Raw genomic sequence first — 22,110 nt, 5'->3', positions numbered from 1 at the left:
CACCGTAATTATTCAGGGTGACCATGAGTTTCAGACCCTAAAAAGTGCTGCTCTGAAAAAGAATGATAATATCATCTCTTCGAAGCGAATGATAAATCATAAAAACAAAATTGCGCTGGATGGGCCCGATGTGATTCGAACACATGACCTCCCGGTTATCAGCCGGGCGCACCACCGGGCTATGCTACGGGCCCAAAAGATTGCCTTATTTTACCCTAATAACTACTCCACCAGAGTTTTTATAGGTTGTGAATCGCCCGGACAAACCTGAGTAGTATTCAGATAGGGATATGTGCAGAAAAATCACGGTAATAGTACGGACAGGATCATGGAACGAAAATATCTCCTTGGGAATGAAGCGATCGCCCACGCCTGTATTGAATCCGGTGTGGATTTTGTGAGCGGTTACCCCGGTACGCCTTCATCGGAAGTCGTTGATGTACTGCGGGCACAACCGGATCGGTCATATTACCTTGAATGGTCGGTGAACGAGAAGGTGGCACTGGAAAACGCCCTTGCCGCTGCATGGTGTGGCATCCGCGCACTCTGTACCATGAAACACGTGGGGCTCAATGTTGCTGCCGATCCGCTCATGACCAGTGCCTATACCGGTGTTACCGGGGGTCTTGTGATCCTGAGTGCAGATGATCCATTCGCGCACAGTTCCCAGAATGAACAGGATACCCGGTGCTATGCCCATTTCGCGCGGGTACCCTGTTTTGATCCTGCCAGCGTGCAGGAAGCGCATGATATGATCCCCGCGGCGTTCGGTCTTTCCGAAGAGTTTGGATTACCGGTGATATTCCGCCCGACAACCCGTATCTGTCACTCGAAAGGAGACGTTGCGCTGGGAGATGTTGTCCCCAGTACCCGCAAAGGAGAGTTCCACAAGGATCCGCGCCAGTATGTCGTAATCCCGGCCCATACCCGCATCCTCCACAAGAAACTCAACGAGAAGCAGCCCGCAATAAAAAAACGGCTGGTGGAACTGGGATTCAACCGTTTTGAAATACGGGGAAAGACTGCCGTTATTGCCAGTGGTATTGCTGCATCCTATGTACAGGAACTGCTGCCTGCCGGTGTTTCATTTATGAAGATCGGTGCCTATCCTATCGATGAGGAATGGCTCGGTGCCTTTGTTCAGAAGCATGAAAAAATACTGGTAATCGAGGAACTTGCGCCGGAAGTTGAAGAGATTGTCCGGCAGGTAGCCGGTTGTGTGCCCGTGTTCGGGAAGAAAAACGGGTATGCATCCTATGAAGGAGAATTGTCCCCACCAGCTGTTGCAGCGATTATGGCAAAGGCCGGAGTCCTGCCTCACAACCCGTTCCCAACGGTAGATGCTGTGCAGAACCTGCCCCCCCGTCCGCCGATCCTGTGTGCCGGCTGTCATCACCGCGTGGCGTTCTATGCGATTAAAAAAGTCTTCAAAGACGCGATTTATCCCAGCGACATTGGCTGTTACACGCTGGGGCTTCAGCTTGGTGCAGTGGATACAACGATCTGCATGGGGGCATCTATTACCGTTGGCAGCGGTATCGCCCATTCCGGAGAGCCACGGGATGTGATCTGTACCATCGGAGATTCCACGTTCCTCCATACGGGTATCCAGGGCCTGATGAATGCAGTCTACAATGGCGCGAACATGACAGTCGTGATCCTTGATAACCGGATCACGGCAATGACCGGCCACCAGCCGAACCCGAACAGCGGTGCGACTGCCTGCGGTGTAGAGAGCCCGCCTATCTCGCTCGATGCGATCTGCCGCTCCTGTGGTGCCAGTTTTGTCGAGACCATCGACCCGTACGATCTCACTGGTATGATCAATGTCCTCGAGGCAGCAAAGAAACGCAAAGGTGTCAAGGTTATCATCGCAAAGCAGATGTGCGTGATCACTGCCCGCCGTGCCGGGATAAAGCGCGGTCGGTATCAGGTCGATGCTGAAACCTGCACCGGTTGCGGCAACTGCGTGCGGTTCGGGTGCCCTGCCATCGAGTTTGTCGATAATAAGGCATCGATCAATGATCTCTGCAGCGGGTGTGCCGTCTGCGTCCAGCTATGTCCTGTGGGAGCAATAGGCAGGGAGGGGAAGAAATGAGCGGAAGTTTCGATATTCTGATGGTAGGAATCGGGGGGCAGGGAACGATCCTTGCTTCCAATATCCTTGGCGAAGCCTGCCTGATTGAAGGGAGGCCGGTGAAAGGAGCCGAGACCCACGGTATGGCTCAACGCGGCGGCTCCGTTGAGAGTCATATCCGTATAGACGGTTTATTCGGCCCCCTGATCCCCCCCGGGCAGGCGGATCTCATGATCGCGTTCGATCTCCTGGAAGCCCTCCGCTATGCCCATTACCTGAAAAAAGAGGGGCGGATTGTTGTCAATAATCATGTCGTGCTACCCACATCGGTATACACGCAGAAACTTGTCGCGCCAACGGAAGATGAGGTTATTGCCGCGCTGAAGAAGAACTCTCTGTGCTTGCTCGATGCAGACAAAATGGCAGCTGATGCAGGAAGTCCGCTCTCCCAGAATGTGGTGATGCTGGGTGCTGCATCCGGATCCATACCCCTCAAACCCGAGTCACTGCTTGAAGCGGTCCGGCGCCTTGTGCCGAAAAAGACCGTGGAGATCAATGTGAAGGCGTTCGAGTCGGGACGGGCATTCGGCAGTAAGTGCTGACTCTTTCCAGGTTCCCTTAAAATTCATATGGGGATGGGGGCCCCTCATTTGCACTAGGGGAACCCCCCCTTCACTTGAAAAAGTTTTGACCCCCGCCCTCCCCTCTTAGGCTAAGTGGGGGCCCTACCCCCCCTTTTTTGCATAAACTCCAGCATGGTTTCGTGTGGAATCACGACGGAGAGTATTTTTCATGCTTATCAGCGGGAGGGGGTAGGGTCCCCTTGTGTGCCCGGAGGGGACCCTCCCTTCCAAAAAAAGAGGGGTGGGTGCTCACCCCCCCTTCACTTGAAAAAGTTTTGACCCCCACCCTCCCCTCTTAGGTTAAGTGGGGACCCTACCCCCCATTCAGCAGGGATCCGCAGAGTGAAAGTCAATGGATGAAGACCCCAATGAGCGACTATTGCTTCGCTTCAGGTTTTTTAAAAAGAACCAAAAATCCAAGAAAACAAGATGAAGCGCTGAGGGGGGTGAGGGGGGGAATTGAACCCCCGAGGCACTTTCGCACCACAGGCTTTCCAGGCCTGCGCCCTACCGCTAGACTACCTCAGCAAAAAGTGTATCCTATCTGTATGCGGGGGATTTTTTTAATGGTATCTCTTTCTCTGGAACTGGGGGGAGGGTCTTCTGGCTGGTTTCTGTACCGGTTTTTTCGCCGGTTTCTTATCGTGTGATACGGGCTTATCAGATTTCGTCCAGCCACGGGGATAGGTCCCCGGAGCCAGGAACACGGATGTAGGTGCAACAACCAGTCCGGTCTCACCGGGTTTAAACGATGACGATGGGACGAGCGCCTTGCCCAGGCAGACAAATTCGCGTTTCTGGGAGAGGACCGCAACAGTCTGGTTCTTACCGAACTCATCGCAACTGATCACCCCAACACCTGCAAGGATCGCGCCCCGGCAGATCGCATCGATCGCGGTATCGCGCACAATAACTGCCGGAAGATCCGGCACTGCGGCATCGACCGACATCACCATGGACTCAAGAGCCGCCCGGTCCCCGGCTTCTGCCGCCACGCAGGCATCCTTGAGCTCGTGGAGCGTGTGCATGGTCGTCTCATCGAATGTCCCGGAACGGGTGCGGCGCAGCTCCTGCATGTGCCCCCCGACGCCCAGCGCAAAACCCATGTGGTGGCAGAGCGAGCGGATGTAAGTTCCTGCCTCGCAGTTCACCCGGAAGAGGACAAGGCGTCCCTCGATACTGAGGATCTCGAGTTTGTGGATCGTGCGGATCCGCAAATTCCGCTTGACCGCGCTTTTACGGGGCGGGCGCTGGTAGAGTCTGCCGGTGAACTCCTCTCCCATCTTCTGGATACAGGCCGGGTCGACATCGCCATGCAGCCGCATCAGGCAGACATATTCCTTGTCATGGGCAAGGAGCAGCGGTGCGAGACGAACAGCGTTGCCGAGCATAATGAGAAGTAACCCGGAAACCTGGGGATCAAGCGTGCCGGAATGCCCCACTTCGCACCCGAGCATCTGCCCAACCCATGCGGCGATCTCGTGGCTTGACGGACCTTGGGTCTTGTCCACTACGATGATGCCCGCACCTTTCCATAAGGCCGCCTTTTTTTCCTGCTGAGTCTGCTCATTATCCGCAATCGGTAATTCCATATTATTTGCTCCGGTTATTGTCGAGATATTCGTTGAGTGCCGCAAGGGTCCCTTCAAGAGACCCGTCTCCCACGATTGCAGGCACCGTGCCCCCCGAACGCATGGCCGCTGCCGTTATGTCACCAATTGCCATGACGAGCAGATTACTGCGTGGTGTCCAGATAGCTTTTGTATATGACATGGCACTGGTAAAGAGGATTGCTTCAGCTGCATCAAGCGCAAGCGTCTCTCCGGTAGGTTCAAGCCCATAACACCGGAATTCATGGACAATTCCCCCCGCTGCCGTGATCGCATCGATGAGCATAGGGTTCGGGACATCGGCTCGGGGGATGCCGATATGTTTTTCCCGGATCCAGTCGCCGAGATAGGGAACAAAGTCCCGTGAATAAAATCCCGGGAGCGTCTCGCACGCGATACCGGATTGCACCAGTTCTTTTGCAGTCTGGGGCCCGATCGCAATCACGCGGGGGACCTTTTTGAGGAGCGGGGCAATGATCTTTGCCGGGAGGGCGCTGGTAAAGAAGATGCAGTCGAACTCATTGCGCTCAACTCCCTTCACAAACTCCGCGATCTCCGCATCGCGCAGATCCGAGCGGAGCGGGTGAACGCTGTAGCAGGTATGCCCGGCCTTTGCGCATCGCGCAGCATCGCTCTTCTCTTTTCCTGAAAGACGGGTGACTGCGATATTCATTACGGATTCATGGCCCCTGTATGATAATATCATATGCATTTCGGTGAATTTATGTTCGCTCTCCCTTATCTTTAGTCAATGATAGAGATCCTGCTGGGTGTCGTTATCGGGGTGATTCTCGGCACCATCAGCGGGATCATCCCCGGGGTGCATGCCAACACCCTTGCCGGTGTACTCTTGAGCATGCAGGTTGCGCTCCTGTCACTGCTCGGACCGGTCGCGCTTGCCGGTGCGATGTTTGCAGCCCTTATCACCCACACATTTGTCGATGCGATTCCCAGCACATTTCTCGGTATTCCGGATGCCGATACATCGCTTGCGGTACTGCCCGCCCATGCTCTCTGCCTTGAAGGCAATGGAGAAGAAGCCGTGCGGATCGCTGCACTGGGCAGTGCCTGTGCGATGATAATTGCAGTGCCGCTATCGATTCTCTGTTTCCTGTTACTCCCGGCACTCCAGCCGTACTTTGACTGGTGGATTGGCATCCTGCTGATTGCTTCGGTGGGGTATATGATCGTCACCAGCGAGGCGCCGGGCTGGGCGTTTGGTATCTTCATTGTCTCCGGACTGCTGGGTGCGTTCTCGCTCCACTATGCATTTCTCGGCTGGCACACTCTTGCGGGAGGCAGTGCGATTCTCATGCCGCTGCTTACCGGATTGTTCGGTATTTCGGTACTCCTCACCTCCTCGCAGGGGAAGATGCCCGACCAGCAGTTCAAAGGCATTCGCATGGACGACCGGACTGTAGTGAAATGCTCGGTGCTTGGCACAGCAGCCGGTGTTGCAGTTGGCTGGCTTCCCGGTCTTTCCACGGCATCGGCAAACGGGGTGCTTGCATCAGTGATCGGGTACGACAAGGATCGTCGCGCGTATATCCTCGCAACGAATGCGGCAAACACCTCCAATGCTTTCATCGGCCTTGCTGCACTATTTGCCCTGTCGAGGATGCGCAACGGCGTGATGGTCGCTCTTTCGGAACTGCCGCTGCCTTCGATGAGCGAGCTCACCGTGATCGGCGTGCTTGCGGCCGTTGCTGCATACCTGATTACCGTGTGGCTCTCAAAATATGCGCATCATCTCAATGGGATTGATGCGTGGTTACTGAACCGTGCAGTTATTGCGTTCATTATCATTCTCTGCATCATCCTCACCGGCCCGTTCGGCATTATGGTCCTGATCCTTGCAACAGCGCTTGGCCTTGTGCCGCACCTGGTGAATGTGCCGAGAATGTACTGTATGGGTGCGATTATGATCCCGGTGATGCTTTACTCGTTTGGTATTGCGGGTATCTGATCCCGACATTCGTACATGCCTTTCAACGTTGGGGTGGCCAGGTTGATCTATGGTTTTATACGGACTCACACCCCTTATCTTTCTACTATGCGATCCTACTGGTTCGGGGATGTCGAGGATGGACAGTGTACACCCTCTGGCGGTGATGCGCAGGCAAAAGCTGACCGTGTCCGCACGATTCGCACCAGTATGGACCCTTTTATTCCTCTTACCTGGGAAACTGCGGTCGCGTGCGGCGCATGCCGTGACCGTGCGGATTATATTGCAAGACTCCGCGAGGTCTGTTTTGCTGCTGCCGATCGCGACATACGCCAGCAGTATTCCGGCAAGGATGCCGAACTGCTCCAGATGGTGAGGACTCTTGATGAGATGGATACCGTGATCAACCTGCTTACCGAACGGGCAGTGGAATGGTACCAGCTCCGGCATCCGACCTTCACCCGGAAGTATCGAAAGACGCCTGCGCACATCGTGGTGAAGAACATCCGAGAGAAATCCCGTGGTGCGCTTTCTTTCGTGGCCGGGGAGATTGAGCGTCTCTCTGCTACCCGGACGGAACTTGCAAAAGCGGTTTCGGGACGGGCGAATGACGTGATGCCGAATACCAGTGCACTTATCGGCGGGCTGGTTGCCGCCCGGCTTATGGCGCACGCCGGTGGACTTTCAGATCTTTCCCGTATGCCAGCCAGCGCTATTCAGGTGCTCGGTGCAAGGACGGCCCTGTTTGCCCATCTCCGGACAAAGACACCGTCTCCCAAGCACGGGATCATCTTCCAGCACCGGAGGGTACACAATGCGCCCCGGGATTGCCGTGGCAAGGTTGCCCGCGTACTTGCCGGAAAACTGGCAATTGCCGCCCGGATCGATCACTACCGGGGGGTTGCGGACCCGGAGTTCCTCGAATCTGCGCAGGCACGCATCGATCTGACTATGAATAGTACCGGAAAAGGGACCGAAAAAATAACCGGAAAGGAGAATGAATCATGATCTGGATTGGCGATGTGCTGGTTTCGCATGGCGAAGGCGGTGTATACAGTGAACGTATGCTGGGCACTGCGCGGGTTTGGGATCCGTTCCGCAGCAAGCTGGCGGCCCTCTACCATAAGGGAACTGGTGTGGAGATAACAGCGGAAACCCGGGTACTCTATCTGGGTGCTGCAAACGGGACTACCGTCTCGCATGTGGCGGATTATGCCGATGTGGTTTATGCTATTGAGTTCGCTCCCCGCCCCATGCAGGATTTGCTCGAAGTGTCCCGCCGCCGCAAAAATATTGTGCCGATTATGGCTGATGCAACCCGCCCGGAGCAGTACGCACCTTTGGTTGAAATGGTGGATCTCGTGTATCAGGATGTAGCTCAGCCGGATCAGGCAACAATTGCAATCCGGAACTCCGCGTTCCTGCGTCCCGGTGGGCAGATTATCCTGATGCTCAAGACCCGGAGTGTTGATGTCAGAAAAGAGCCCGATGTTGTCTTCCAGGAGACCGTGGATGCACTCACTTCAGCAGGGTTTGTAGTGCAGGAGAGTATCTGGCTTGCACCCTACCACCAGGATCATGCGGCGATTGTCTGCACCCGGTCAGGGGTGTGAGAGCAGCATGGCTGATGGTGTCCGTTTTGTTTCTGCCGGGGCCCTCCCGGTGCTCGCAATTCTCCTGTTTGTCGGGTTGATTATTGTCCTCATTCCCCTGCTCATTCTCGGGGTAATCGGAGCTGCATTTACCAAACTGGGTTTTTCCTGGATTACGGCCATTGCCGTTGTCCTGCTGATGCTCTTTGGAAGTTATGTCAGTATCCCGTTATACCGGATCAAACGCGATATGGTCCGGATGAATTCTGATACCACGGCAGTATTCGGATCCGGTTCGCCGTGGCAGGCGGATCCGGTCTGGGAGACCGTTGTCTCAATTAATCTTGGGGGTGCGATTCTGCCCGTGTGCATATCGCTCTACCTGTTATACCAGGCATTTTCGATTACCAGCTCCTCATTGATTGTGCCGGTGGGAGCGGGGATTTTGGTTGTGGCCCTCATCACCTATTTCGCAACGCGACCGGTATCCGGTGTGGGATTGCGTGTTCCCCTGCTTATACCGGCCCTCACCGCCCTTCTTATGGGCCTGCTCCTGTTTGGGGGAGCCGGTATTCCGGCTACGGTCGTAGCCTTTGTGAGCGGGACTGTCGGTACCCTGCTTGGGGGAAATATCGCCCGGCTCAATCGTATCAGGGATCTTGAAGTTCCTGAAATGAGCATTGGCGGAGCGGGAACTTTCAGTGCAATTTTTATCTGCTGTATCCTGCCGGCGCTTATCGCATAATTTTTTACATACGCAGGCTGGCGTTGCAGAATCAGTTAGAATTAAAATGATTCAATCATTTTTAACAAAAACGCGAAAAGAAGTAGCCCGGAGCAGATTCGAACTGCTGTCGGCGGCTCCAGAGGCCACCATGATTGACCGCTACACTACCGGGCTATATGCCTCATACTTTTTGCCGCTGTAGCTTAATTAAAGTGACGGATTATTTGTGCCGGTTATATGCTCTCCGCCCGCTTACATCCTTTGCAGGCGCGGCAGACTTCTTTGACCGGGTGGATGAACTCGCCTTTGCCGCAGAACGGTTCGATATCATGCATATCCCGGATATAATAGATGTGAGGAACGAGCGAGATGTGGGTGTATGTTCCGCAGGTAATACCGAGCTGATCGGCGATATGTTTCTGGAGCTGGACAAGGGCATACATATTGGCACCGGCAGCGGTGAGCATATCATTGGAGCGGAAGACCACCCGCATGTGGAGTTTGTTGTCCCGCACCACGCACTGGACGAGCTGGAGGCAGGGACAGTCATCGAGTTTCTCATCAATAACCGGGTTCCAGGTAATTGCGACTGCCCTTCGGGTTTCCGGCTGGGACCGGAGTTTGTCCACAATATAGGCAATCTGGTCCACATGCACTGGCTGCCCATCAGTGACAAGGCGTTCGCCCCAGTCGAAGAGGCGCCCATGGTAATCGTACTCGAAGTTTGCGTTTGATCCGTGAATCAGGTCCCGGGCATACTGTTCAACGAATCTCTGCTGGAACCGGGAGTGCGGGCTTGTCATGGGTTCGGCAAGCGGGGTGTCCACCTGCAGGGTAACTTCTTCGAACTCGACTGTTGCTTCGGCATCTTCTGTCCGGAGGGTCCAGCCTTTCTCTAAGATCATTTTAATGACCTGTTCGTGTGCCCCCCCGATGCTTGGAGCCCGGATAACTCTCATGAAGAAATGTGGGTTTTGGTATATTGTATATGTGTTGAAATGTGTGCCGGACACTGAGGGTAATGATGTGGATTGCCATTCTTAGTATGTAAGAAATGAAAAGGATGGTACATTGTATTATTGTACAGTATGCTATCAGGCAGCTCTAATTACTTAAAGTGGGTTCATATTCTCCCTCTTCATTTGGAAATCGCGAAGGGTAAAATGTTCATACCTATGTCCAGAGTCTGGGATTTTGCACTTCTGGCTTTGATGAGGGGTGATTGCAGATGTAGCATTCAGATTGGGTATAGAATGGGAATCCTTTGAGCGGAGTAGATGTCATGCTTCTCCTGAAGGTGTATGGGCGGGGGCCGGGGCATCATTTTTACAGGGAGAATCGTATATCATACAGTTAGAAAAGTCCTGTTGATTGGATTGTTCTTGCAAAAGAATCTCAATGGAAAGGATGAATGTACAATTCTATACAATTGTGTACAGTATACAGTGATTTTAGTGAAATATCACCGTGCGCGACATATAACCAATTCACAATGCCGTGTGCAAAAAACCATGAAGGGAACCGGAGAAGTATGGGGCAATGAAAACCCTATTTATTTCTTTTAAATCAAAAATGGGGCTCATTTAGGTTGTTAAATCCCCTAAAAAAATGACCACAAAGGATATATTAGCTCTTTAACAAATACTGTTCCATATTCCGTCTAAACGGAGTATGGGGCTCGCAGAACTGTTATTCGGCATCTGTCGAAACGGTTCGCGGCTTGAAATGTATGATGTAAACTTTGGAGGAACTAAACATATGACTAAGCGATTAAGCATTGCACTCGTTGCAGTTGCTCTGTTGTTCATTCTCGCAGTAGTGATGCCGGTATCGGCAGCTCCCTACGCAACCAGAACGAACATTACACAGGGCGCAACGGTCTTTATTGGAGAACAGGGCTTGAACCTGTCCGCAGTAGTGAACAACGGAGTATATTATACCCCTACTAATACCTCGGTATTAGCACCTGCAGCAGATGGAGCAGCAGCACAAATTGGCTGGTGGGCATCAGCAGCACAGCTTACTACCACTTCACCCACAAAGTCACTTTCATTAGTTGGACGCAGTGGCTCGTTTACTGTTGAACCATCAGACTTTGGTGCATATGCCGGTAACTGGTATCTTATCAACACGTCCACCGGTTACGCAAACACACCGGCTGCATTCGTGGCTGCAGATCCAAGCATTGATATTCAGGTTTGGGACTTTACCAATGGTGTAACGAACAACAATTTCGATGTAACTGGCAAGTCAATCCCCCAGGGAGACTACCTTGGTTTCAAGATTAACACCAACCAGTACGTTGCACTGGCCAATAACCGCTGGTCCGCAAATCAGTCCGCTTGGGCAAATGGAATCCCAACGGGTGCGGCCACTGACTTCCCATGGGTCCAGTACAACAACGCTCTCGAAGGTTACATTGATATCAACTTTAAGGACGCATCCGGTTCCACCTTAACAGCACTGTTGAACCAATCCAAGTTAGCCAACACGATTGTTAAGCTTAACGTATCTACCCAGCCATATACCTGGGGTGGGGCATACCAAGCAATTGGTGGCGTTCCCTCTAACTGGTCAACCGATGCTACTGATGTTAATGGTCAGTATGCATACCCGCCGGGAACCTACAGTATTTCCGCAACGTCCAAGCTCAACGCAATGAATGATAACTACAAGAATGCGGGAGCAGATTATACCGGAAAGACGGTCTCTCAGGTAGTTACTGTTACATTGGTTTCTGACACAATCAAGATCGAAGCCAACAAGGACTCAGTCGTTCGCAGCAAACCTTTCTCGGTTACTGTCACAGGTAAGCCCAACACCATCTATCACTTCTGGGTCAAGGGTACCAGCACAATGTCTGGTGCATATGATAGCCAGCCCCCGATGGTGAAGGCAAACCAGCTTGGTGTCACCCAGGATAAATACACTAACGCCGCTACACCCGTTTACTATCTTGGTACTCAGGATGTAGGTGCCTACCTCTACGAAAATGGTAATAACCAAGTGATCTGGCAAGATGTAGCATCTGGTTCAAATGACGCCAACAAGGCTCTGCTCGGAAACGGTACCTATGTATATGGTAACGTTACCCTGTCAACCTCTGGTACCAGAACCATTGAGTTCACAACCAACAACTGGACCAAGGCACAGAAATACACCATCCGTGTAGAAAACTTATTCGGTACACAGTACAAGAGCGATGAGGTCGATGTAAAGGTCGAGAAGGGCGCAGTCACTATCGTGGCAGCCGGCGACCAGAGCTACTACCTCGGAGAGGAGATCAAGTTCTCCGGTACCAACACCGAGTCCTACAAGACCTACCTGTTCATCATGGGTCCGAACCTGAAGCCATCCGGTTCAAAGATCGACTCATCCAACCCCCGTACTGTTCCAGTTGCAACCAATGATCTGAATACATTCAAGATCGTTGATGTCAACGGTGACAACACCTGGTCATGGAAGTGGGGAACATCAGCCGTTGCACTTGATGCAGGCACGTACACCATCTACGCAGTAAGCCAGCCCAAGCAGTATGACTCGGCAGCTCTTGCAGAAGCAGCATTCGGAACGGTCTCTATCATCATCAAGAAGCCGTTCGTTTCAGCAACTGCATCGCAGTCCACTGTCGCTCAGGGTGACAAAGTATTCATCACCGGTACCGCAGAGGGTAACCCCTCTGGTGTCAAGATCTGGATCCTTGGTAAGAACTACCCGACCACCCCCGGACAGGTCCAGGATGAATCTGTAAACGCTGACGCCACGTTCAGTTACGAGGTCACCCAGGCAGCAACCAAGACACTCTACCCCGGCCAGTACTTCGTCGTTGTTCAGCACCCAATGCAGAACAATGTGTTCGATGTTAAGCCCGTAGAAGATACAGCTTCAGGTAAAACCTACGTCAGGAACATGCAGCTGAACGGAGTAGGTCTCACCACCGGTACAAACGTCTTCACCCTCCTCGGAGCAGGAAGCCTCCAGGGTTCAGACGCAGCTGAAGCACTTGTCCAGGGAATCAACGACCCCAACGTCGATGATACCTACACCAAGCTCCAGTTCCTCGTCGAGGTACCCGTCATTCGTATCGACCCCGTTGGCGACAAGCACGTTGGTGACAAGTTCACCATCACTGCAGCAACCAACCTCGCGGTAGATGACGAAATCCTCGTCCAGGTCTACTCATCATCATTCAAGCCGACTCAGAAGAGCCAGAGCGGCGAGTTCAGCGGTGCAACCGGCACTGTCAAGGTAGCTAAGGGAGACAGCGGCATGAACAAGATCTCGTTCGATGTTGATTCATCAACATTCAAACCGGACGAGTACATTGTTACTGCAGATGCAATCCTTCAGACCGCAACCGGAACTGCACTCTTCAATGTTCTTGAAGGCGCAGCACCTGTTGTTACAACTACAGCACCTGTTATGACAACCGCAGTACCAACCGCAGTCCCGACCACTGTAGCAACCGCAGTCCCGACCCCGATCCCGACCACCAAGTCGCCCGGGTACGGTGCACTCATTGCATTGATTGGTCTCGGCGCAGTTGCGTTCATCGTTGTCCGCAGGCACTGAACTAACATCTAAAAATCTTTTTTTTATTTGCAGTTTTCAAAAATTCAGAGTTAAGCCGGATTGGCTTTCCTGCATATCCGATGAAAATGTTTTGATATATTTCATGCAAGATTCGTTCATGCTGAACGTTTGTTTTATTACAACGATTTTATCCGGGTTTTTGCGTATTCACCAGGTCCGGCGTGGCACCTTTTAATGCCAGAGCGGTTAACGTAGATGTAACTGTAATGCTTCCGGAAGGAGGCCTCATTACATGCGGAGGAACTGGCAGTGAAATTCAGTGCAAAAATCTTGGATATTGCAACGCGAGGCATACTTCTCAACAGGGCTGATGCCCGCAGCATCGGTGTGCTTGACGGAGATCGTGTCCAGGTAATAAATTCAAAAAACAGCATTTCATCTGCGGCATTAGTGCAGACAACCTCAACGATTGCACAACAGGGAACTGTTGGGATATACCGCATTACCAATGAGCGTTTGCATCTCGAAGATGGTGATGAAATAGAGATCCGGGAAGCACGAAGACCCGCATCCCTTGACTTTATAAAAAAGAAGATGGATGGTGTCCGGCTCACCAAAGAAGAGACGCTGACCATCATCAAGGATGTAGTCAGCGACGATTTATCCGCTGCCGAACTGACGGCATTCATCACCGCGTCCTACATCAACCCGCTCGATATGGATGAAGTCGAACATCTCACCCGTGCGATGGTTGAGACCGGGGAACAGATCAAGTTCGCATCACGCCCGATTGTTGATAAACATTCCATTGGTGGCGTGCCGGGTAACAAGATCTCCCTACTCGTAGTCCCCATCATCGCTGCAAGCGGCCTGAAAATCCCAAAGACCAGTTCGCGGGCAATCACGGGTGCCGGTGGCACAGCGGATCTCATGGAAGTCCTCGCTTTCGTTGAGTTCTCTGCAAGCGAAGTCCAGCAGATGACCGAAAAAGTGGGCGGTGCAATTGTTTGGGGCGGGGCGACGAATATCGCACCTGCCGATGATCGCATCATCATCCAGGAATACCCTTTCAAGATTGATGCCCGGGGTCAGATGCTTGCCAGTGTCATGGCAAAAAAGTATGCCGTTGGTGCAAATATCGTGGTTATTGATATCCCCGTAGGTCAGCATACCAAAGTTGCGAACATGGCTGAAGGAAGAAAACTTGCCCGGGAGTTTATTGAACTGGGCGAACGGCTTAACATGAAGGTTGAATGTGCGCTGACCTATGGGGATATTCCTGTAGGGCACAGTATCGGGCCAAAACTTGAGGTCAAAGAAGCCCTCCGGGTACTTGAGGGAGCAACGGAACCCAACTCCTTTATCCAGAAGAGTATCTCACTTGCGGGAATCGCATTTGAAATGTCAGGAAAGGCTGCACGGGGTACCGGAGCAGCAATGGCACAGGAAATCCTTGCAAATGGAAAAGCGCTCGAAAAATTCCGGCAGATTATTGAGATACAGGGCGGTGATCCCCTGGTGAAATCCGAAGATATTATCCCTGGAGAACACCAGTTTGTGATAAAAGCTCCCGTATCAGGGTACGTAATCGAGATGAACAACCGTTCCCTTGTAACCCTTGCCCGCACTGCGGGAGCCCCCCAGGACCGTGGCGCCGGTATTCTCCTGCATGCCAAAAAGGGCAAGCTCGTCAAAGCCGGAGAACCGCTCTTTACTCTGTTTGCTGAACGGAACTGGCGGCTACAGAACGCCATTGAGGAAGGGCGGCGGCTCATGCCGGTGCTGGTTGAAGGTATGCTTTTAGACCGTGTGCCCTCAATTTCAGAGATTTAGACCGATTGGCTGATATATGAGCAGGTGGCGATAATTTATCATGAATAGTCATAGGCATCGTTTCCTTTTTGCTCTGCTGTGTTTGATCCTTCTCTGCAGCTCAGTACAGGCAACGAACCTGCAGATATCTGTGCAGGACAGTATTGATAATTCCACGATTCCTCACGCTACGGTATTCCTCAACGGTGGCAACTATGCCCGGGCAAATACTCTTGGTCAGGTGTATATCAGTCATTCCGGAGCGAATGATCTGAATATCCGGGTTTCCATGACCGGTTATGATGACTGGGTTAACACGGTGAGCAGAAATGAAACCTCCCTTCTGGTCAACCTGAGCAGGAAAACCCTGACGCTTAAAGTGAGTCTTTATGACTCGGATACTCTTGTGCCGGTTTCAGGAGCCAACGTGAATATTTCCGCAGAAAATGTGACGTTGGGAAAGCAGACTGATCTCTCCGGCTCTGCAACATTTGGAGTGAACGCCGTAACCCTGTATTCAGTGGATGTTATTGCACCAAACTACCAGCCTCGCAGCGGGACCGTGGATATGGTTGCGGAAAATCAGGAGATCCAGTACTGGTTGCTCTCCGGAGACCGCTTTGCAATTGAGATCAAGGATAAAGATGGAAAGGCACCCATTCCCGATGCAGAAGTGAGTATCGATTCAGTGTCTGTGGGAAAGACCGATGCCAAAGGAAGACTGGTCATACCGGTTACCCGCGGAAAAGCCTATTCCATTGAGATCAGGAAACTGGGATACCAGACGTACCTGGAATCAAGAATCATCAGTGAAGGCGATGCATTCTATTCTGTAGAAATCGCCAAAGCCCCCATTGGTGCGTTTATCTATGTTTTTGATGAAAACAATGCCGCGATCAATGGTGCGGATGTATACATCAATGGTAATCTGGCAGGGTCAACCAACCAGTACGGGCGCAGTACAGTACCCAGCCTTGTCCTGGGAACCTATCCAGTTGAGATCCGAAAGACCGGATATGTAACCGTAAGTCGTCCTATTCAGGTATCAAACACCAATGATGACTATACCTTCCAGATGGCATTGGAGAACGCCGATTTCACGCTTCTTGTCCAGGATAACGACAAGAAGATTATTCCGGATGCCAGTATCTCTATCAACGGGAATGTACTCGGTGTGACCGATGTTCACGGGCAGTACAATACCAGACTCAAATTTAATTCGTTCTACAATATCACCGCTTCAAAGGAGGGTTACCAGCCCGTATCAATCCAGAAACAAGTCGTTCAGGGCAATACAACCGCAACGGAGACTATCACCCTGGAAAAGAATCTTGACTGGGGCCTGATCACCATTATTGCAGCAGGGATTGTGGGGGTTCTTGTGCTGTTTGCAGTAATCCGGATGCTCGGTCACCATAAGCGACGCCACACTACGCGAAGGAACGACATATAATACCTTTTTTCGGACTGTTTTTACCGATTATTAAAAAAGTACTCGATCGGAGTGATTTGCACAATCAGTAAAAGCGTTGGTACACCTGATACTCCGGCACCATTGCAACACTTTACTCCCAGAATCGTTGATGGTTATGGAAAAATTGCATCAAAATTTGTTTTTTTTAAAATAATTTCAAGAAAAAACGGACCCAGCGGGAATCGAACCCGCGTCCTTGGGTTCGAAGCCCAAGAGGATATCCTCTACCCCATGGATCCTTCTCATCTTCTTTAAATCAAAAGATATTAAGTATTTTCTACCGATAAACTACTGGATGATTTTGTCTGCACCTGAAATTGAGCGCCGTCTCGACCTCGACAGCGCAGCAGGGAAACTTGTTATCACCCCGTATGGGGCTGAATGCCAGCAACCTGCATCTTATGATCTCCGCGCTGCCGGCAATATCGTGCTGGAACGAGGCGTATGCACGCTTGTCCCGACACTGGAATGGGTTGAACTCCCTATGGATATTGCCGGAACATTGCGGTGCAGATCCTCGATGGGGAGACGTGGTGTATTACTGGGTGCAGGCTTTGTGGATCCGGGTTTTCGGGGGCAACTGACGCTTTGCCTGACCAATATGGGTGCAGATACAATACCTATACAGAAGGATGACCGGATTGTACAGATGGTTCTTCATGAGGTAAGGGAAGGAACCCGATTATATTCGGGGCGTTACCAGGATAGTAAGGGTGTTGTGGAGGCGAAGTGATCATGATTCGTACCGAAAGAAAATATATCGAAATACTAAGAATCCTAAAAGAGCACAGTGAGCCGGTGGGGGCAAAACGACTTTCAGAACTGATGGCGGAGCGGGGTTTTGTCCTGAGTGACCGTGCGGTTCAGTACTATCTCAGTTATCTTGATACAATGGGGTTTACCGAGAAGGTCGGGAACCTGGGAAGGGTATTGACCACTCTTGGCCGGGATGAGACCGACAATGCCCTTGTTGACGACCGGATTGGATTTATCATATCAAAACTCGAGCGGCTCGCGTTCCGGAGCACGTTCGATCCGGAGACCGGCACCGGGGACGTTGCGTATAATCTCTCTATTGTGCCTGCCGAGGCTCTGGAAAAGGTTACCATTGCCTTTGATGAAGTGGCAAAATCCGGCTGTGGATTTTTTAACTCTTACCGGATTATTGATCGTGATCCCCGGATCCCTCCCGGATCGGTAGGTCTGATGACCCTTTGCAGTATTTCCATGGATGGAGTATTCCAGAGAAAGGGAATCCCGGTTAAGATGGCATTTGGCGGAAGGCTGGAGATCGAACAGGGTACACCCAAACGCTTCAGGGATCTGATCGGTTACCGGGGAACTACCATCGATCCTCTGGAACTTTTTATCTCCTCCGGGCTCACCACGATTTCCAGTTTTGCCCGAACAAAAACCGGCATTGCCCTCGCAAACGTCCGTGAAGTGCCCTGCGCCGCGAAATCGCAGGTTGAAGAGACCATTCAACAGATGAACAAATGTGGATTCATCTTTCCCGTCACTTTGGGAACGCAGGTTTTCAATTTACCCAGCAATCCCTACCGGCTCTCAATTGTTGCCTTCAGCGGGCTGAATTATATAGGGAATACTGTTGAACACGGTATTGAGATTAAAACAGAGATCGGGGCCGGGAATATCCCCTATTCAAAAGTGATGGAGACGAACTGATCCCTTCAATCAGATCCATGAAATATCATCTTTTTTTGTGGTAATTTTCCGTTTTTTCTCCGGAGTCTGGGACTGTCCGGTGTTGGAATCATCCTGCGATTCTCTCTCCTCCTCCGCTGGATTCGCAGCGATATTTTTCGGGGTGAGCTGCGTATGGACCAGCCCGGAGTCCCGAGCTGTTGGAACCGATGAGCGTGCAACACTCTTTCCCCCAAAAATATCATCTTTTGCCCGGTAACTCGGCTCTTTCACGCTGACATTTTTCCCGTCAGTGGCTGCTTTGGGTGTATAGGTATCGGGTTCTGATGAAACGGAAAAATCCTCATGAACCACAGTTTCTGTGTCAGTTGGATCTTCCGCATAGATTGGGCGATCCATTATTGGTGCAGTTTTTCGCCTGCCAATAATGACCGTTTTTTGTTCCGGGAGTTTTTCTACAGGGAGAACTGGTCTGTCGCGCTCCTGCACACGAATATGGGGTTCATGGTCGGGCGAATCGTGGTGAATGACCGTCCGGCTTGGTGAAGCCACCGGTTTTTTCGGAATATCGGTATTTATCTTGAGGGTCCGGCCGGATATGGCAATCATCCTCTGCCTCTGCAAGTCTTTTTCAATCCTCTGGCGCTCAGTGTCTTTTGCCCGTATCTGGTTTTCATTGATGTGCACACCCGTTTCTCTGGCAGGTTCCTGCTGTCTGGCTGGTGCCGGGGCATCGTGGTGTGATACTTTGTGTGGCTGGGGAGGGTTAAAGGTGGATGAGCGGTCAGGGTGCGCTTCGTGTTCTTCCGTGACAACAACCCGGCGTTGTGGTGTGGAATCCCTTAGATCCTGCGGTTGTCGGGTTTTTTCATGGAGAGCTGCAGTCGGGGATCTGGTATCGGCTGGTGGCAGATAATCTGTATCCGGCAACCCCTTTTTTGAGGTTCGGTCTGTTCCTTCCGAAATACTCTCTTGAATGTGCGGACGAGCGGAAGGAGAACGCGAACTGATATCCCGGTCCGGGCTGTCTCTTGCAGAAAGAACGACCATCTCGTCACGGGATTGCCTCTCTCTCTGTTTTGGAGATATTGCGCCGGTGTCCGCGGTTCTACCCGGACTCTTTGGCAAGGTGATAGAATCCAAAGAAATGGATTCGGTTTCTGTATCAGGAGGTCTCTGGTACCCGGTTCTTCCCTGAGCACGGATCCCCCGGATCTCATCGATACGGGGAATATTCTCCAGGCCGGAGAGCATGACAATGATCGCAACATTGTGGGTGTTTACCACGGGATAATCCCCGGAACGGGTCTCGAGCCCGGCAATACTGCGATCGATCCATTTGCGTACGGTCATGAACCCTTTCATGGAGAGTTCATGCGATGGCCCGGCAACCAGAACGAGTGCCTTGTGGGCGCTGGTCATGTCACACGGTGTTGAAATCTCGTGATATATTGCCTGCTTTGCGAGTTCAACGATACGAGATGCCTTTTTATTATGGTCATCGGCGGATACACCTGCTGGTCGCAGCCATGACAGGAAACCCAGTGGCTCGTGGGGAAGGTGTTCCACAGCATAACCGATGGTGATGAAGCCCATCCCTTTCATTGTATTGAGAATCTCTCCGGAATCCAGAACCACTTCTGCGAGTTCAAGTCCCCCGTCAGCCTTGAACTCCCCTGCCCGCAGGATAAGACTGATCCTCTTGACAATTGCATCGTTTAACAGGAGATAGGTTGCAAGTTTTGGAGAGAGTGCAGGTTGCTCTTTTACAAAGCCCATCTTTTCTGCAAAACTCTTCTCTCTTTTTGCCAGGGTGGATTTACGTGACCTGGTTTTTTTATACCATGTCTCGTTATCAAAGAGAATAATGCCATCGAGCAGGGGTGAAAGCATATCGATATCATCCGCAGCCTTTCCGGATTTACGCTCACCTTCGGCAAGACAGGGAAGCGTGACGAGACCGAATATGGGTTCTGCGACCGTGTTCCGAAGAGCTGTAATGATATGGGGTGCCACGTCCACCATGCTTCCGCCAAGCCCGCAACAGATGAAGATTGCATCGGTCTCTGCATATTCCAGGTTCTGGATCCTTGAGACAACTTCACCGATATCGATCGTTGCAGTCCGGGGAGTCTCTCCAGCAGCATCCGCAAATCCGGGATCCAGTGCAGGGAAGTATATCTTTGCACTTTCCGGCAGGCCTTTGAGCTGCGCTAAGGTAACGTCATCGACATCTAAAGCAAACGCATTGACACAAGCCACGTTGCTGCTGCGACGGTCGATGGAATACAGGCTGTTGACGATCCTGCAGCCTGCACCCCCAAGTCCGATTGCCAGTATTCTCATGCACGTCCCTTGTTAAGCCCGGTTATACGATATGTACAATAGATTGTTCGAAGTTCAATATCTTATAGGATAATACCATCTGATAAAAAAAAAGGTTTGTTGCTCCATGAACAGGAATCTCCCTGTTTTCCTATATCTGGTATTGAAGGGTCATAATTTTTTTTATATTTTCCAAAGGACAGAAATGCAGGAACCGGTTGTTTTTCATGAAACCTGTTTTTTGAACAAACTGTTTTTATAAAAAACATACTTCTGCCAATCGAATGACTGGATCTTCCTGCGTTCACCTCCGATCGGACTCACGATTCAGGGTTTTTTATTTAAAAAACGTCAGAATGGGCTTTTTTTCCGGGAGAGTTCCAAATACGTCAACATAAAATCATAATTTATTTAAACGCGTGTACGATAATACTCCATGAGGTGAACTAACCTTGACATATGGAATTGAATTTGTACCAGGAAATGTCAACGTAAAGCAAGTTGTCAACTATTGTAAACTTGCAGAATCCAAAGACATCGATTTCGCATGGATCACAAACCACTACAACAACCGCCACTGCTACCCCACTCTCGCTGCCATCGCGCTGGCGACTTCGTCCCTTAAGATGGGACCGGGTATCATGAACGCATTTACCGACACCCCAGCAGCAATGGCATCCTTTGCCTGCACGCTGAATGAGATCTCCGATGGACGCGCAGTCCTCGGGATTGGTCCCGGTGACCTCTCCACGCTCCCGAAGCTGGCAATCAGCCCCGACAAGCCAGTCGGACGCCTCGAGGAAGCTGTTGTGCAGATCCGCAAGCTCTGTGCCGGTGAAGAAGTCAAGAAGTCAGGAATGCAGTTCTTTGACTATGACGGAGCAAAGCTGACCGGTGTCACCCTGCCCGGAAAGAAGGGTATCCCGATGTACATCGGTGCACAGGGCCCCAAGGTCCTTGACCTTGCCGGAAGAATTGGTGACGGTGCATTGATCAATGCATCCAACCCCAAGGATTTCGCCGTTGCAATCCCGATCATCAAGGCAGCCACCGAAAAGGTAGGCAAGAAGAACTTTGACATCGGTGCATACACTGCAATGTCCATTGACCAGAGCGAGAAGAAGGCCCGCAATGCAGCAAAGATTGTTGCAGCATTTATTGCAGCCGGCTCACCGGAACCTCTGCTCACCCGCCACGGACTCGACCTTGCCAATGTTGCGAAGATCAAGGCAGCACTCGGAAAGTTCGACTTCAAGACCGTTGGAGAACTCGTTGGAGATAAAGAGATCGATGCATTCACCATTGCAGGAACCCCTGACATGGTCAAGCAGAAATGCGAAGACCTCACCAAGGCCGGTGTCACCCAGATCATCTTCGGCTCACCCCTTGGCCCCGACATGACCAACTCGATCCGCCTCCTCGGCAAATACGTCGTATAAGCGCGGAACAATACCTGCCAGTGTGCTTTTTAAAAAAGGAGCACCCGTTTCTGACAGATATTATCAATCATTTTTTCTTTCTATTTTCCTTCCGTGACCTTTTCACCTTACTTGTTTGGCTGTTACCGGGATTTCGAAACATAAAATGGGCGTGGCTTTCTCAAATTCCGCAGACTAATAACGCACCTCGTTTATTGGCTGGGAACACTATGGACCGGTCCGTATCCCATGCGGGCACATGCACAAGCGCAGGACCCGGAAGCCATGTCCTGCAGAAAATTTTACATT

General features: G+C 51.5%; 16 protein-coding genes and 4 tRNA genes. 12 read left to right on the top strand and 8 right to left on the bottom strand.

Going from position 1 to position 22,110, the window contains the following annotated elements; translation table 11 throughout:
• Nucleotides 1-120: 120 nt before the first annotated feature.
• Nucleotides 121-194, bottom strand: a tRNA-Ile gene (locus CVV30_07335).
• Nucleotides 195-328: 134 nt separating this feature from the next.
• On the opposite strand from CVV30_07335, the gene iorA reads away from it, so the two are divergent.
• Both iorA and iorB read left to right on the top strand, forming a co-directional pair.
• The gene (gene iorA, locus CVV30_07330) at nucleotides 329-2,098 is read left to right on the top strand and encodes an indolepyruvate ferredoxin oxidoreductase subunit alpha (protein ID PKL69369.1); all 1,770 of its coding nucleotides are present in this window, start codon (nucleotides 329-331) and stop codon (nucleotides 2,096-2,098) included.
• The gene (gene iorB / locus CVV30_07325) at nucleotides 2,095-2,679 is read left to right on the top strand and encodes an indolepyruvate ferredoxin oxidoreductase subunit beta (protein PKL69368.1); all 585 of its coding nucleotides are present in this window, start codon (nucleotides 2,095-2,097) and stop codon (nucleotides 2,677-2,679) included. Before iorA ends, iorB begins: the two co-directional genes overlap by 4 nt.
• A gap of 465 nt (nucleotides 2,680-3,144) precedes the next feature.
• Here the strand turns inward: iorB and CVV30_07320 are convergent.
• From CVV30_07320 to CVV30_07310, 3 genes are all read right to left on the bottom strand, one after another.
• Nucleotides 3,145-3,228: transfer RNA gene (locus tag CVV30_07320), tRNA-Ser, on the bottom strand.
• A 35-nt stretch (nucleotides 3,229-3,263) separates the two neighbouring features.
• On the bottom strand, nucleotides 3,264-4,292 hold the full coding sequence (locus CVV30_07315) for an RNA-guided pseudouridylation complex pseudouridine synthase subunit Cbf5 (protein PKL69367.1): 1,029 nt from the start codon (nucleotides 4,290-4,292) through the stop codon (nucleotides 3,264-3,266).
• 1 nt (nucleotide 4,293) lies between these two features.
• Nucleotides 4,294-4,983, bottom strand: coding sequence for a uroporphyrinogen-III synthase (locus tag CVV30_07310; GenBank protein PKL69366.1), 690 nt, complete (start codon nucleotides 4,981-4,983; stop codon nucleotides 4,294-4,296).
• Between the two features lie 78 nt (nucleotides 4,984-5,061).
• Between CVV30_07310 and CVV30_07305 the strand changes: the two genes are divergently transcribed.
• The 4 genes from CVV30_07305 to CVV30_07290 all read left to right on the top strand — a co-directional run bounded on the left by CVV30_07305 (nucleotide 5,062) and on the right by CVV30_07290 (nucleotide 8,592).
• The gene (locus CVV30_07305; protein ID PKL69365.1) at nucleotides 5,062-6,276 is read left to right on the top strand and encodes a hypothetical protein; all 1,215 of its coding nucleotides are present in this window, start codon (nucleotides 5,062-5,064) and stop codon (nucleotides 6,274-6,276) included.
• 87 nt (nucleotides 6,277-6,363) lie between these two features.
• Entirely contained in the window at nucleotides 6,364-7,263 is a 900-nt protein-coding gene (locus CVV30_07300; GenBank protein PKL69364.1) for an RNA-processing protein, read from the top strand.
• Nucleotides 7,260-7,868 (top strand): fibrillin, encoded by a 609-nt coding sequence (locus tag CVV30_07295; protein PKL69363.1) that lies wholly within the window; start codon nucleotides 7,260-7,262, stop codon nucleotides 7,866-7,868. Before CVV30_07300 ends, CVV30_07295 begins: the two co-directional genes overlap by 4 nt.
• A 7-nt stretch (nucleotides 7,869-7,875) precedes the next feature.
• Nucleotides 7,876-8,592 carry a hypothetical protein gene (locus CVV30_07290; GenBank protein ID PKL69362.1) on the top strand — a complete coding sequence of 239 codons (717 nt, stop codon included), beginning with the start codon at nucleotides 7,876-7,878 and terminating at the stop codon, nucleotides 8,590-8,592.
• Nucleotides 8,593-8,675: 83 nt separating this feature from the next.
• Here CVV30_07290 and CVV30_07285 read toward each other — a convergent pair.
• Both CVV30_07285 and CVV30_07280 read right to left on the bottom strand, forming a co-directional pair.
• Nucleotides 8,676-8,748: transfer RNA gene (locus tag CVV30_07285), tRNA-Gln, on the bottom strand.
• 59 nt (nucleotides 8,749-8,807) lie between these two features.
• Complete coding sequence (locus tag CVV30_07280; protein PKL69361.1) at nucleotides 8,808-9,533, bottom strand: thymidylate synthase; 726 nt, start codon at nucleotides 9,531-9,533, stop codon at nucleotides 8,808-8,810.
• A 799-nt stretch (nucleotides 9,534-10,332) separates the two neighbouring features.
• Between CVV30_07280 and CVV30_07275 the strand changes: the two genes are divergently transcribed.
• The 3 genes from CVV30_07275 (at nucleotide 10,333) to CVV30_07265 (ending at nucleotide 16,372) form a co-directional block, all read left to right on the top strand.
• Nucleotides 10,333-13,146 (top strand): PGF-CTERM sorting domain-containing protein, encoded by a 2,814-nt coding sequence (locus CVV30_07275; GenBank protein PKL69770.1) that lies wholly within the window; start codon nucleotides 10,333-10,335, stop codon nucleotides 13,144-13,146.
• A 270-nt stretch (nucleotides 13,147-13,416) separates the two neighbouring features.
• On the top strand, nucleotides 13,417-14,940 hold the full coding sequence (locus CVV30_07270; protein ID PKL69360.1) for an AMP phosphorylase: 1,524 nt from the start codon (nucleotides 13,417-13,419) through the stop codon (nucleotides 14,938-14,940).
• 40 nt (nucleotides 14,941-14,980) lie between these two features.
• Nucleotides 14,981-16,372: a hypothetical protein gene (locus CVV30_07265; GenBank protein ID PKL69359.1), complete on the top strand. Its 1,392-nt coding sequence runs from the start codon at nucleotides 14,981-14,983 to the stop codon at nucleotides 16,370-16,372.
• Between the two features lie 188 nt (nucleotides 16,373-16,560).
• On the opposite strand, the gene CVV30_07260 is transcribed toward CVV30_07265, so the two are convergent.
• Nucleotides 16,561-16,632 (bottom strand) — tRNA-Arg (locus CVV30_07260).
• Nucleotides 16,633-16,688: 56 nt separating this feature from the next.
• On the opposite strand from CVV30_07260, the gene CVV30_07255 reads away from it, so the two are divergent.
• Nucleotides 16,689-17,126, top strand: a complete 438-nt coding sequence (locus CVV30_07255; protein ID PKL69358.1) for a dCTP deaminase — start codon at nucleotides 16,689-16,691, stop codon at nucleotides 17,124-17,126.
• 2 nt (nucleotides 17,127-17,128) lie between these two features.
• Nucleotides 17,129-18,079 (top strand): hypothetical protein, encoded by a 951-nt coding sequence (locus CVV30_07250; protein ID PKL69357.1) that lies wholly within the window; start codon nucleotides 17,129-17,131, stop codon nucleotides 18,077-18,079.
• Nucleotides 18,080-18,088: 9 nt separating this feature from the next.
• Here the strand turns inward: CVV30_07250 and CVV30_07245 are convergent, their stop codons facing one another.
• On the bottom strand, nucleotides 18,089-20,404 hold the full coding sequence (locus CVV30_07245) for a hypothetical protein (protein PKL69356.1): 2,316 nt from the start codon (nucleotides 20,402-20,404) through the stop codon (nucleotides 18,089-18,091).
• 431 nt (nucleotides 20,405-20,835) lie between these two features.
• On the opposite strand from CVV30_07245, the gene CVV30_07240 reads away from it, so the two are divergent.
• A complete protein-coding gene (locus tag CVV30_07240; GenBank protein ID PKL69355.1) occupies nucleotides 20,836-21,822 on the top strand; it encodes a 5,10-methylenetetrahydromethanopterin reductase in 987 nt (328 codons plus the stop codon).
• The last annotated feature ends 288 nt before the right edge of the window (nucleotides 21,823-22,110 follow it).

This window comes from Methanomicrobiales archaeon HGW-Methanomicrobiales-1 (genome assembly GCA_002839675.1).
Taxonomy (GTDB): domain Archaea; phylum Halobacteriota; class Methanomicrobia; order Methanomicrobiales; family Methanospirillaceae; genus Methanoregula.
Note: the sequence above shows the minus strand (reverse complement) of the source record. Positions and strands in the feature narration are given on the sequence as shown.